A 13174-nucleotide genomic window follows, 5' to 3' on the forward strand; every position below is an offset into this window, starting at 1 on the left:
GGCTGGCCGGCTACTGCCGGTGCAGGTCTCTCACCGGCCGAACCTCCATACTCCCGAGACGCACTGATGGAAACTTGGAAGCGATCTGAACAGCCTGGTTGATGTCTCTGGCCTCGATCAGAAAGAATCCGCCGATCTGTTCCTTCGTTTCGGCGAAAGGGCCATCGGTGAGAGACACTCCGCCGTTGCGGACCCGCACGGTCATGGCCAACTCGACCGGTTCGAGGGGGTTGGCCAAAAGGAGTTGGCCGTTCTGGCGCAGTTCCTCGCAATACACCATGGTTGCCTGTATAAGATTATCCCCCTCGCTCTTTGATAGGGAGTCCCACTTTTTTTCTTCCATGCAACAAAAGAGAAGAGATTTCATGGCTGCCGACCTCCAAACTAGGTGATGAATTGGTTTTGTTATCAGTTAGTCGTTCGGGGGGATCAAATTCGACAACGGTCATGATGAATTTCGGCGGCGCGTTGTGCACGCTAGGAATTGAGATCTTCCCAATGTTCCCAACAAGATATTGTGGGTGCCCATTGATCTGTCACAAAAAATCGGAAAAACTCTGGTGGTACCTATTGGTACAGAAAGGGAGGGGGATTACTTGCGATCCTGCAACCCGGCCAGCCGTTGTTCAAGAAATCGCCGTTCGGGCTTCTGCTGAGTGAGGCCGAGAGCCTGTTTGTATGCGGCCTTGGCTTCTGCAATTCGGCCCAATCGCCGGCAAAGCTCCGCCTTCGCCGAATGTGCCAGGTAATAATTCGTGAGATCCCCCCGTGCGAAAATTGCGTCGATGAGGGCAAGACCTGCCAGAGGACCGTCACGCATGGCCACAGCGACAGCGCGATTCAGTTCCACCACAGGGGAAGGAGACGCCTGCATCAACAGATCGTAGAGTGACACGATTTGAGGCCAGTCCGTGGATGTGGGATGTGTGGCTTGGGAATGGAATCCGGAAATCGCGGCCTGAATGGTATAAGGGCCGATCTGGCGTGAAGCAAACGCTTTTCCTACCAGGGCAACCCCCTCCGCGATCTGGTCCCGGTTCCACAACGAACGATCCTGGTCCTCAAGCAGAATCAGATCTCCCGTCCGGGAGATGCGTGCGGCGCGGCGGGAGTCATGGAGCAGCATTAAGGCCAAAAGTCCCATCGCTTCCGCGTCCGGTAATAATTCCATTAATAATCGCCCCAGTCGGATAGCCTCAGCCGAGAGGTCACGGCGTGTGAGAGATTCCCCCGAAGAGGCAGAGTATCCTTCGTTAAACACGAGGTAAATCACCCGCAGCACCGCATCCAGACGGTCGGGTAATGCGGTCTCAGAAGGCACCTCATAGGGTATGCGTGCTTTTCGAATCTTCGCCTTGGCGCGAACGATCCGCTGAGCCACTGTGGGCGGGGATGTGAGAAAGGCTTTCGCGATTTCTTCCGTCGTCAGGCCACAAACCTCCCGGAGTGTCATCGCCACCTGAGCTTCTGATGAAAGAGCCGGGTGGCAACAGGTAAAGATCAGACGCAGCCGGTCGTCGTCGATACTTTCATCCGGATTTTCTTGAGCATCATTAATGCGGGTTTCCAATTGCGTGGCGAGTTCTGCGAGAGAGGCATCAAACCTGGTCCGTCGCCGCATCCCATCGATGGCTTTGAAACGGCCGGTCGACACGAGCCAGGCTCGCGGATTGTCCGGGATCCCATCCCTGGTCCATTGTTCGACTGCGACGGCAAACGCCTCGTGCAACGCTTCTTCAGCCGCATCAAAGTCGCCGAGCAGGCGGATTAATGTCGCGAGAATCCGACGCGATTCAGTGCGGTACACTTCTTCCACCACCTCCCGCACCTGTTTGGCCGGTCTGTCACTCATGATGGAGAGGGCCTCACATTGAGAGGCACGGAGAGACTGCCGAGGTATGAGGCACGCGTTCGGGGTAGCGATCGCCTCTGCGGAGGGATGATGAGAGAGGATGTTGTCCGTTATTCTGCTTCAACCGTGACCTCTGTTGTCACCGAATTGGCAATAAAACATTCGCTGTGAGCGTGCTCATGGAGAGCGTGTATCTGTTCCTGGGTCGGTAGAGTCGACCCCCCGAATATCACTCGAGGATGTAAGATGACACGTGTCATCGCCAGCTTTTTGTTCTGATTTTTTTCCAACAATCCAACAGCATGATCACTATAGCGATCGACAACGAACCGTTTCTTGGCTGCCATCGCCAGGAAAGTCAGCATATGACAACTCGACAGGGCCGCCACGAAGGCTTCCTCAGGATTCACATGAGCGGGATTCCCCCGATAGGCCGGTGCGGCGGATGCCGGCACGTGAACACCACCTTCAAAGACCAACTCGTGGTCTCGAGTATACGACTCGTACGAAAAGTCCTCTGATTCCCTCTTCCATTCCAGCGTGATCTTATGCTCAGACATTGATCAACCCCTTTCGAAAACGTGACAATCTTTGCTTAATGAAGCGAACATACCTGTGCGCGGACGATCGCAAAGGCATCCGGGAACTTATGCGCATTCGCGGTAACAGATTTCAAGGCGATTGCCGCTGGGATCTTCAAAGAAAACAGCATAATAGCCATGGTCTTCGTAAACCGGCCCTTCGACATTTCGTGCGCCGGCCTGGATGGCAATCGCAGCCAGCTGATCGACCTTGCGGTGGCTGTCGGCCCAAAACGCGATCCTATTTTCATTGGGAACGTGTTGTGGCGATTCCGTCACCCCGAAAAATTCGGTGACCCCATCCGTTCCGGCCGCCTCATACGTCACCCATCCCTCAATGCCGGTCTCTTGCGTGAACCCGAGCGCCGGCAAAAGTATTTCATAAAACAGTTTAGCCTCGGCGAGGTTCCGTACGCGAAGATCCACATGATCAAAACAGCGTCTCATTAACCTACACCCTTCATTTCGCAGTAATTGCCGCCGTTTTCCGCACTCGGGTATTTTTCCTTATTCATCGATCAACTATTAATGATGTGTAATTTGTGCATCCAAATATGAGGCCGTCCGTCTGAAGAACGTGTCCGCCAGACAATCTTTTCATTGTACCGCTGCCTGGAGGTTCCATGGGTAGCTTGTCGGGTTCTCGCAAGCGAGCCGCTGGCTCTGTTTTCAAGAATGCATTCATAGTTTATTTTACCCGAATGATGCTTACTTCCGCTCAGCCGCAGAGTCGGCAACGGCAATCGCTTCAATCTCAATCATCGCATCGGGAGAATAGAGTGAGCGGACTTCCACGATGGTGTCTGCCGGATATGGAGCCGTAAACCGTTGACCGCGAAGTTCAACAATTTTATCGAAATGGGTCATGTCGGTCAGGAAGATCGTCACTTTGATGACGTTCCGTAGGCTTGATCCTCCCGCATGCAATACCCGCTCGAGATTATCAAAAGTTTGTTTGGCCTGGACATCAAAGTTGCCTGCGCCGACGATTCGACCGCTCGTATCGATGGCAGTCTGACCTGAGATAAAGAGCAGATCCCCGACCCGATACCCCTGTGAAAGCCGATAGGGCTCGTAGGGATCCGGATCGATCCGGATTTGTGTGATGTTCATCGTACCACCTCCTTATTGCTGTCGAAAAAGACCTCAAAAAACGCCCTGGCGCTGTGATTGCCCGTTCATGACACACGAAGATGGTTCAGTATATCTAATCGGAGGCTATTCATTTGGCCTGGTATCGGTGCGTCGAATCCTCTCACAGTTGAAGACAAATCCAGAATTTCTAAACCGACCTGATTATCCCTCGAGACGTCCGAGACCGAGAGGTCTGTGAGTTGTTGTTGAGGGTCACTCGTTGCTCCTTGATCCAACACCTGCTAGGTGTGTGTCAAAATTCTTTGTTCAAACGAGTTTTATCGGGAGCCTCGCAAATATGATTCCTTAAATGATTGAAAATATCACGCAGAAGACCCCTTTCGCATAGTGTATTTTCAGTCCTCTGATGCGTGCAGGTCCATTGGATTTGTTTGACAAAGCCGAGATTAATTATTAGGGTAAGTTTTCCTATCCTCTGGACATTATCCCCGTTCACAATGGGCCAATTCTTAAAAAGATTATCCCTGGTGAAGATTTCCTTTTCAAAGGGGATGAGCCAGGGATGCTCGTATTTGTATGTGATCGTCGACAATCACATGTGCGATAAAAACATTTCAAGATAATAAAAAGGTTGATGAGCAGATGTGCGGAATTCTTGGACAAATAAATTTCTCAGGGTGTCCTGTGGACCCCAAAGACTTGATGGCCATGAATGCGACTATGGGCAGTCGTGGTCCTGATGGCGAGGGGTTGTACGTCCAAGGGCGATTGGGATTCGGGCATCGACGCCTCAAAGTCATTGACTTGACCCAGGCGTCCCAGCAACCCATGGTGGATTCCACTTTAGGGCTTGGTATTGTGTTTAATGGGGCGATATACAACTACAAGGAATTGCGACATGAGCTGGAAGGGAAAGGCTATACCTTTTTTTCCCAGGGAGATACGGAAGTCATTCTCAAGGCCTACCATGCGTGGGGAGAAGGCTTTATTCACCGCTTAAATGGGATGTTTGCGTTTGCCATTTGGGAAAGAGATTCAGAGCGGGTTGTGCTGGCGCGTGATCGATTGGGAATTAAACCGCTCTATTTTACTGAGACATCTCAGCAGTTTCGATTCGCATCGACCTTACCGGCTCTCTTAGCGGGGGGAAACGTCTCCACGGAGTTGGATCCCGTGGCGCTTCATCACTATTTCATGTTTCACGCCGTCGTTCCTGCCCCTCATACCTTGCTGAAAGGCATTCGAAAATTAGCGCCCGGCACCATGATGGTCATCGAGCCAACCGGAGCACGACGACATCATCACTATTGGCAACTCTCTTTCGAACCGCGTGATGATGAAAGGGGATGGAAGGAACGGGACTGGCAAGACCGGCTATATGAAGTCCTGCGTTTGGCTGTCCGCCGACGGTTGATTGCGGATGTGCCCGTCGGGGTCCTCTTGTCCGGTGGGCTGGATTCGAGCCTTATCGTGGGCCTGCTAGCGGCTGAAGGCGCCACAGGCCTGAATACCTTTTCCATTGGGTTTGAAACGGTGGGAGAGGAAAAGGGGGACGAATTCTTTTACTCCGATATCATTGCCAACGAATTTTCCACCCGTCACCACAAGCTGCCCGTTGATACGACGCACGTTCTGCCTAACCTGCCGGGTTGTATTCATGCCATGTCTGAGCCAATGGTCAGTCACGATGCCATCGGATTTTATTTGCTCTCTAAAGAAGTGTCCAAGCATGTCACGGTGGTCCAAAGTGGACAGGGAGCCGATGAAATTTTCGCCGGTTATCACTGGTATCCCCCACTGTTGAACAGTCAACATCCGGTTGAGGAATATCGCCAGGTGTTTTTCGATCGCGACCAGAAAGAATTTCTTCGAGTCATTCATCCACGGTTTCACGGAGACGATCATAGTCAGCGTTTTGTGGAGACGCATTTTTCCCAACCGGGCGCTTCGCGACCGATTGATAAGGCCCTCCGGCTTGATACAACTATTATGTTAGTCGATGATCCTGTCAAGCGTGTCGATAACATGACGATGGCGTGGAGCCTGGAAGCGCGAGTGCCGTTCTTAGATCATGAAGTCGTCGAATTAGCGGCACGAGTGCCGGCGGAAATGAAAATTGCGCAAGGGGGGAAAGGTATCCTCAAAGAAGTGGCCCGCCGGGTCATTCCTTCAGAGGTCATTGACCGGCCCAAAGGGTACTTCCCCGTCCCCGCCTTGAAATATCTGCGGGGCCCTTATCTGGGCATGGTGAAAGAGGCGCTTTTGTCACAGACCGGTCAGAACCGCGAGATCTTTCAGCGGGACTATATTGATGAATTACTAAAGAATCCGGATGACCATCTTACGCCTTTACGTGGGTCAAAGCTTTGGCAGCTTGGGTTATTGGAACTGTGGCTTCAGTCCCATGGCATCTAAGGATCGCGATGTTTTGAAGGCCACGCAAGCTCTCCACATGACGAGCCCCCGCCAACGACCGATCGGGCCGACGGTTAAAAACTGGGAAGTCGGGCCGGCGACCTACCAGGGCCGGCGAGTGAAGCCAAAAGTGGTCCTGGATTGCGGTTGGGGGCGCCTCATTTTTGCCCACACTTTTACAGGGCCCGAAGAGGTGGCTTCCACGCTGATGCAAGAATGTCCCGGGCACCGGGATATTGCCTTTTATTTACGGGATCCTCATGTGGTCCTGGCCCTGCGCCCCCACAAACTGTTTCTGGATCCATCCCATACATTTCGATTGTGGTTGAGTGATTATCAATCCGTTGCCAATCAGAAATCAGGCATGGTGATCACTCCTATCCAGTCGGAGGCTGATGTCACGGCTTTGAATCGGATCTATGCGGCACGGGGCATGGTTACGGCCGACAGCGATCTCCTTATGAGGAATCGCCGTTCCAAAAAAATCTGCTATTTTCTTGCGAAAGACCAGGCCACGAATGAAGTGATCGGCGTCATCTTAGCTGTGAATCATCGCCTGATTTTTGACGACCCCGAAAAAGGCAGTAGCATCTGGAGTCTGGCCGTTGACCCTCAAACCCACTATCCCGGAGTGGGGGAAGCGTTGATTCGTCATGCGGCCGAACGGATGAAGGCCCGGGGGTGCAACTATGTGGATCTCTCGGTGCTGCATGACAACTATGAAGCCATTGCGCTGTATCGGAAACTGGGATTTGAACGAATTCCTGTGTTTGCGGTGAAAACGCGAAATACCATTAATGAAAAACTGTTTGCCGGCCCCTCACCGGATCAGCGACTCAACCCCTATGCCACCATTATTGTCAATGAGGCCAGACGCCGAGGCATCGACGTGGATGTGCTGGATGCCGAGAATGCCTACTTCCGCTTGACGTTCGGGGGCCGGTCCATTACCTGTCGAGAATCGTTGTCCGAATTGACCTCCGCGATTGCGATGAGCCGTTGTGCGGATAAGACGCTCACCCGGCGCGTCTTGAAAGAAGCCGGCTTATCCGTTCCAGCTCAGATGGTGGCCGATGGGCGGAAACTTAATGGACAATTTCTTGAGCAGTATCGATCTATTGTTGTCAAGCCGGTCATGGGAGAACAGGGAGCTGGTGTGAGTGTGGATGTGCGTCGGGTTAAGGAAATGGAGTCCGCAATTAGCCTTGCCGGCAAATATGGTGGTCACGTTATTCTGGAACAATATGTGAAGGGCGAGGATTTACGCATTGTGTTGATCAATTATGAAGTGGTTGCCGCTGCCGTTCGACGACCACCTCGGATCACGGGGACAGGACATCATACGATTGCCGAATTGATTGATCGGCAGAGTCAGCGACGGGCACGATTGACCGGCGGGGAGAGTCGTATTCCTCTGGACGGAGAAACCAAGAGATGTGTTAAGGAAGGTGGCTATACTCTCACAGAGGTTTTGCCCAAAGGCAAAACCATCACGGTGCGAAAGACGGCCAATTTGCATACCGGAGGAACGATTCATGACGTGACAGGAAAACTTCATCCTGATTTAGCCACTGCGGCGGTGGTTGGTGCCAAGGCGCTCGCTATTCCGGTGGTGGGATTCGATTTTATCGTCACGACGGGTTCTAATCCACACTATGTCATTATTGAAGCCAATGAGCGACCCGGTCTCGCCAATCATGAACCGCAACCGACGGCGGAACGATTTATTGACCTGTTGTTTCCTCAAACCAAAACGCCCACAAAATTGAAGTAATCTTTATGGGGTGATAAGGGATTGTATGATCGATTCAAAAATTGACACTCAGTACCTCCTTCATATTCTCCAAAAACTATTGGCGATTCCGAGTCCGACCGGCTATACCGATCAAATTGTCCATGCGGTGTCCGGTGAACTGAAACAATTAGGGATTCCCTTCGAACTCACGCGGCGCGGAGCCATTCGAGCCACCATGGCAGGAAAAGTCAGTACGCCCGATCGAGCCATTGTGGCTCATCTGGATACGCTGGGGGCTCTGGTCAAATGGCTCAAAACCAACGGCCGGCTGGACATTGTGCCAATCGGAACCTGGTCCAGCCGATTTGCCGAGGGTGCCCGTGTGACCGTCTTTTCGGATACCAGTATGCATCGTGGCACCATCCTGCCCCTGAAAGCTTCCGGGCACACCTATGGTGACGAAATCAATACGCAACCGGTGTCGTGGAAAAATCTGGAAATTCGACTTGATGAAACTGTGACGGACGTCAAGGGACGTATCCAACCCTTATCGACCGAGCAGGATCTCCAGCGCCTCGGGATTCATATTGGTGATTTCATTGCCATTGACCCCGCGCCTGAAATCGGACCCAATGGATTTATCAACTCGCGGCATCTGGACGATAAAGCCGGAGTGGCCACCATCCTGGCTGCTGCGAAATCCATTCTTGAGTCAGGGGCCACGCTTCCTGTGGATTGCCATTTACTGTTTACGATATCCGAAGAGGTTGGGTCAGGGGCCTCGGCTGTCTTGCATGGTGATGTGGCAGAAATGATCACAATTGATAACGGCACTCCCGCGCCCTTTCAAGCCTCGAGCGAATTTGGTGCGACGATTGCCATGGCCGATTCAGCCGGGCCTTTTGATTATCACTTGGTCAGGCGGCTCATCGCCTTATGCGTGGAACATGACATTCCGTTTCAGCGCGACATTTTTTGCGACTACCGAAGTGATAGTGCGTCGGCCGTAGAGGCCGGGAACGACATTCGGACCGCTCTTCTTACATTTGGGGTCGATTCTTCTCATGGCTATGAGCGAACTCATTTGAATGGACTCGAGGCCATTGCGAAGTTATTGGTCGTATATATGCAAAATGAACCGGTGTTTTGGAGAGATCGCGATACGTTAGGGTCCGATAATGATTTTCCTACTCAACCGATTGAAGAAACGTCTTTCCCTCACACCCTCGAGGACATGGTCCGACGCCATGGTGAACCCCAAGATAACCCATAGCGCTGCTCCGTTAAGGATAGACGACAGGATGTTCGATGCACCCCCTCTGGGGATGTTCTCATCATTTCTCTGTCTGGTTTGATGTCGTCTCATCCTCCCACCTCTGCTTTTCCCCCACCCAATACGACTCATCCACAGTTGACGCTTCGTGCCATTGCCACGGGGATGGTCTTAGGAGCGCTCCTCACCCCCTGCAATATCTATAGCGGGTTGAAGATTGGCTGGACATTTAATATGTCCATCACGGCAGCCTTGCTCAGTTATGCGTTTTGGAAAATATTCGAAACCACCGCTCAAACCGAGCGCTGGGGGCTTCTCGAAAATAATATCAATCAAACTACGGCCTCTTCGGCTGCATCCATTATCTCGTCAGGGCTGGTGGCCCCGGTTCCCGCCTTGGCCATTTTGACGGGCGAGCAGTTACCTTGGTCCCTGCTTTCTGTCTGGGTCTTTTCTGTCAGCCTGATTGGTATTGTGGTCGCGGTCGGTCTCCGGCAACAAATGCTTATTCGTGACCGATTGCCGTTTCCCGCCGGCGTGGCCACAGCGGAAACCGTGAGGGAAATCTATGGGAAAGGGGGGGAAGCCCTGGCTCGCGTGAAAGTTCTCCTCACTGCTGGCGGGATTGCCGGAATCATAAAAATTGTCAACGAAACTTTTCTGCCCATCCCTAAAATGGCAACGGGTCTGGCCATTCCACTTAAGGGAGCGCTCAACAAGGCCGGGTTATCCACTGTGTCTTTTTCAAATCTTGGATTTGTTCTCGATCCCTCGCTTTTGATGGTGGGCTTTGGGGCCATTATCGGGCTTCGCGCCGGACTCTCCCTGCTGATAGGAGCGATCCTTGCCTGGGGCATCATTGGTCCATGGGTCTTAACGCAAGGCTGGATTCCTGCGAAAAATCTGACGCCGGACGGCTATTGGTTCGGACCCCTGGTGGAGTGGTTGCTCTGGCCGGGGGTGACCCTGATGGTCATGGCCTCGCTCACGTCGTTTGCCTGCTCCTGGGGGACAATGGTGACCGGCACCATGCTTTCTCGAAAATCCCCGTCATCCGTTTTTACCCCGAATGATCCCTTTGTCATTCCACGTCAATGGTTTGTGATTGGGCTGTGTATTGCTTTGGTCTTTGCGGTGGTGACGCAGATGACGTTATTCAACATTTCAATGGGGATTGCGATTCTCGCGGTCCTTCTCTCCTTTGTGTTGGCCATCGTGGCGGGACGAGTCTCGGGAGAAACCGGGATTACGCCAATCGGCGCTATGGGGAAAGTTACACAACTCACGTTTGGTTTTCTCATTCCGGGGAATGTCACGAACAATTTGATGGCGGCCAACGTCACAGGTGGAGCGGCCGGTCAATGCGCAGATCTCCTCCACGACCTGAAGACTGGTCTGCTCCTGGGCGCCTCGCCGCGCTTTCAAGCTCTGGCGCAAATTTTCGGAGTGTTAACCGGCTCTCTTGTGGGTAGTGCAGTGTATCTGGTGCTCATCCCTGATCCTCAATCCATGTTGTTAACCACCGAATGGCCGGCGCCTGCCGTGGCAACTTGGAAGGCTGTCGCGGAAGTCTTTCAACTCGGTACCGAGGCTATTCCTCCAGGAAGTCTCTTAGCCATGAGCATTGCGGGTTTTCTAGGCGTGGGAATGGTGGTTCTTGGTCAATCTGTCCCACCATCCATCAGCCGATGGATCCCCAGCGCCTCGACGATGGGACTGGCGTTTGTCATTCCTGCCTGGAACTCTCTGTCCCTTTTTCTTGGTGCCCTTCTGGGAGCCTTTTTGATGAGGTATGCGAAAACCTGGGCGGAACGATTTGTGATGGCACTGGCCGCCGGGCTTGTTGCTGGGGAAAGTCTCGCAGGTGTCGCCAGTGTTCTGGTTAAAATATTATTTTGACCTGATCCAAATAAAAAGCCAATTGAGATGTTTAAAAGTCGTTATGCCCTAGGTGTGGTCCTACAACCTCCAAGCAGCCTTCTCATTTTTCTCCAAAAACCAAACCTGGTCATGTCTGAACATCCCCGGCGGATATCTGACCTCCTTCTATTCCTCTGGACAGGTTCTGTCGAGAACAAAATAGACAGGGCAAAATCCAGTGAATCCGCTTTGCAACAGTGTGACTCCAAGGATTCCCGGAAGTAACAACCATAAAGGATTCACGTAGTATCCGAGTGCGACGCCTGCCGTAATGAGCGCGCCGGCGATTCCGTCATGGAGTTGGCGTTTTCGCTTCATCTTCTCTCCTCCTGTTTTGGTGAAACATTCGTCTATGGTTTTCCGAGTTTTTTTTACCGGAGAAGATTTTTTCCGGGTGGTTATCAATTCGTCTCTTTTTTAGTCGTTATGGTTCTTGAAATAAGAGCGCATGGGAGGAGTTTAACTCCGTGTGCTTTTTTGAAAAATACGTATTTTAATCTACTTTTTCTCGTGAATTTAAAGTTGATTAATTGGTAGGCAATTCATTGTAAATAATGAAGAATTTCATCATTTACCTCAGTAGATCTCCCGTCTTTTCCGGCAGGTTCAAGGGGTGCTACTCTTTGGGGTGCTTTTAGACCTTCACTAAGCAGAATGGAGACCAAGACATGCCTTTCGGCTATTATCACCAGCTCAACGCCAAGGCGAAGCGGATCTATCGGGCAAGCGACAAGGTGTCGGATTTTCAATTGCCCAATGTCTCTGTCGTTCGACCGGTCCTACGAAAAATATTTGAAGCTTTACAGGCCGAGAGTCATTTGCGCACGCAAAAATGGACTCAACGCCTTCTGAATAGGTTAACGAGCCAACTCCATATTCGGCCCATTCGATTTGAATTGTTGGATATCCGACCTTCCAATCCCAGGATGGAACTGTATGGCTTGTATTATCCCATGGAAGGACGGCGGATCCCGCGTATTCAAGTGTGGATGCGCACGGCCAAGCGGCATCAAGTCGTCGCTTTTCGCACGTTTTTGCGCACGTTGCTGCATGAACTGTGTCATCATTTGGATTATGATTGTTTAGGTCTGAAAGACTCTTTTCATACCAAGGGCTTTTATGGTCGTGAAGCCAGTTTAGCCTCTCAAGTCTTATCGTTGGTCGATACTGCCGCTTGGGGAGCAGGTCACCCGTCCAAGATGGGTAAAACAAAACGAAAGATCTGACGATGCCTGGTCCCTCTTCAGCCGGTCCCACTTCCCTCACCCCATCCGTTGCCTGAACAGGTCTTCATCTGTTCTTTCCCGCATTCGTCCCGCCTCTAACTGTCTATCTCTTTTACGGTTTACGAGGGTAGAATGGGGTAATCGGGCCGATTGCAGAGGTGTTGCACGTCCCTCTAAATTATAACGAATACATCTTTTTCAGCAATGAGGAGTAGAGACGAAGCTATGTTGCAGGATATTCAACCCATTCAACCCTTGTCCCATCTCACCGGATCCAGCGAGAAGCTTCATACCCGTTTGTGCCGAATGGTAGGACAGGCCGTGGCCGATTTCAACATGATTGAAGCAGGTGATACGGTCATGGTGTGCCTTTCCGGTGGGAAGGATAGTTACGCAATGTTGGACGTGTTGATGTCCATGCAGTCTCGTGCTCCGGTGTCCTATAAACTGATTGCGGTGAATTTGGATCAGAAACAACCGGGGTTTCCTGAACATGTGCTTCCGGATTATCTTACGAGGCTTGGTGTACCGTTTCATATTGAGGAACGCGATACGTATTCGGTGGTGAAACGGCTGATTCCCGAAGGCGAGACGACCTGCTCGCTTTGTTCACGGTTGCGTCGTGGCATCCTGTACGGTTTGGCGGAACGGTTGGGCGCGAACAAGATTGCTCTTGGCCATCATCGCAACGATATGATGGAGACCTTGTTGTTGAACATGTTATTCAACGGAACCCTCAAAAGCATGCCGCCCAAACTGAGATCTGATGACGGACAACATGTGGTGATCCGCCCATTGGCATATGTGAAGGAATCCGAACTGGCCCGCTATGCGGAATTGAGAAACTTTCCCATCATTCCCTGCGACCTGTGCGGTTCACAGGAGAATTTGAAACGCAAAGAAGTGAAGGCCCTGCTTCAGGAATGGGATACCCGGTATCCCGGCTCGGGTGACAGTGTGTTTGCGGCCTTGTCAAAGGTCATACCCAGTCATCTCCTCGATCGGCGAATATTTGATTTTGAGACTTTTCGCGAGCCCGAATCGTAGATGGGCCTGACAATGGTTCCTGTGCGGATG

The 13174-nt window shown here is 51.9% G+C and carries 12 protein-coding genes; 6 read left to right on the plus strand and 6 right to left on the minus strand.

All coding sequences use genetic code 11. From position 1 onward, the window contains the following. Window positions 1-10: 10 nt before the first annotated feature. The 5 genes from PQG83_RS01150 to PQG83_RS01170 form a co-directional block, all read right to left on the minus strand. Window positions 11-367 (minus strand): YciI family protein, encoded by a 357-nt coding sequence (locus PQG83_RS01150; protein ID WP_312745795.1) that lies wholly within the window; start codon window positions 365-367, stop codon window positions 11-13. A 225-nt stretch (window positions 368-592) separates the two neighbouring features. Next, entirely contained in the window at window positions 593-1852 is a 1260-nt protein-coding gene (locus PQG83_RS01155) for an RNA polymerase sigma factor (protein ID WP_312745798.1), read from the minus strand. 110 nt (window positions 1853-1962) lie between these two features. Next, entirely contained in the window at window positions 1963-2412 is a 450-nt protein-coding gene (locus tag PQG83_RS01160) for an OsmC family protein (protein ID WP_312745801.1), read from the minus strand. 87 nt (window positions 2413-2499) lie between these two features. Beyond that, window positions 2500-2880 (minus strand): VOC family protein, encoded by a 381-nt coding sequence (locus tag PQG83_RS01165; protein ID WP_312745804.1) that lies wholly within the window; start codon window positions 2878-2880, stop codon window positions 2500-2502. Window positions 2881-3141: 261 nt separating this feature from the next. Further along, entirely contained in the window at window positions 3142-3546 is a 405-nt protein-coding gene (locus PQG83_RS01170; protein WP_312745807.1) for a RidA family protein, read from the minus strand. 624 nt (window positions 3547-4170) lie between these two features. Between PQG83_RS01170 and PQG83_RS01175 the strand changes: the two genes are divergently transcribed. The 4 genes from PQG83_RS01175 to PQG83_RS01190 all read left to right on the plus strand — a co-directional run bounded on the left by PQG83_RS01175 (window position 4171) and on the right by PQG83_RS01190 (window position 10850). Continuing rightward, window positions 4171-5943: an N-acetylglutaminylglutamine amidotransferase gene (locus PQG83_RS01175; RefSeq protein WP_312745810.1), complete on the plus strand. Its 1773-nt coding sequence runs from the start codon at window positions 4171-4173 to the stop codon at window positions 5941-5943. Next, window positions 5933-7717 (plus strand): N-acetylglutaminylglutamine synthetase, encoded by a 1785-nt coding sequence (gene ngg / locus PQG83_RS01180; RefSeq protein WP_312745812.1) that lies wholly within the window; start codon window positions 5933-5935, stop codon window positions 7715-7717. The genes PQG83_RS01175 and ngg overlap by 11 nt, the downstream gene beginning before the upstream one ends. A gap of 25 nt (window positions 7718-7742) precedes the next feature. Next, window positions 7743-8951 (plus strand): osmoprotectant NAGGN system M42 family peptidase, encoded by a 1209-nt coding sequence (locus PQG83_RS01185; protein ID WP_312745815.1) that lies wholly within the window; start codon window positions 7743-7745, stop codon window positions 8949-8951. Window positions 8952-9032: 81 nt separating this feature from the next. After that, a complete protein-coding gene (locus tag PQG83_RS01190; protein ID WP_312745816.1) occupies window positions 9033-10850 on the plus strand; it encodes an OPT family oligopeptide transporter in 1818 nt (605 codons plus the stop codon). Window positions 10851-10997: 147 nt separating this feature from the next. On the opposite strand, the gene PQG83_RS01195 is transcribed toward PQG83_RS01190, so the two are convergent. After that, window positions 10998-11189 carry a YgaP family membrane protein gene (locus PQG83_RS01195; RefSeq protein ID WP_312745818.1) on the minus strand — a complete coding sequence of 64 codons (192 nt, stop codon included), beginning with the start codon at window positions 11187-11189 and terminating at the stop codon, window positions 10998-11000. Window positions 11190-11539: 350 nt separating this feature from the next. Between PQG83_RS01195 and PQG83_RS01200 the strand changes: the two genes are divergently transcribed. Together PQG83_RS01200 and ttcA are read left to right on the plus strand one after the other, a co-directional pair. Next, window positions 11540-12097 carry a hypothetical protein gene (locus PQG83_RS01200; protein WP_312745820.1) on the plus strand — a complete coding sequence of 186 codons (558 nt, stop codon included), beginning with the start codon at window positions 11540-11542 and terminating at the stop codon, window positions 12095-12097. A 225-nt stretch (window positions 12098-12322) separates the two neighbouring features. After that, a complete protein-coding gene (gene ttcA / locus PQG83_RS01205; protein WP_312745823.1) occupies window positions 12323-13144 on the plus strand; it encodes a tRNA 2-thiocytidine(32) synthetase TtcA in 822 nt (273 codons plus the stop codon). The last annotated feature ends 30 nt before the right edge of the window (window positions 13145-13174 follow it).

This window comes from Candidatus Nitrospira neomarina, from assembly GCF_032051675.1.
Lineage (GTDB): Bacteria > Nitrospirota > Nitrospiria > Nitrospirales > UBA8639 > Nitrospira_E > Nitrospira_E neomarina.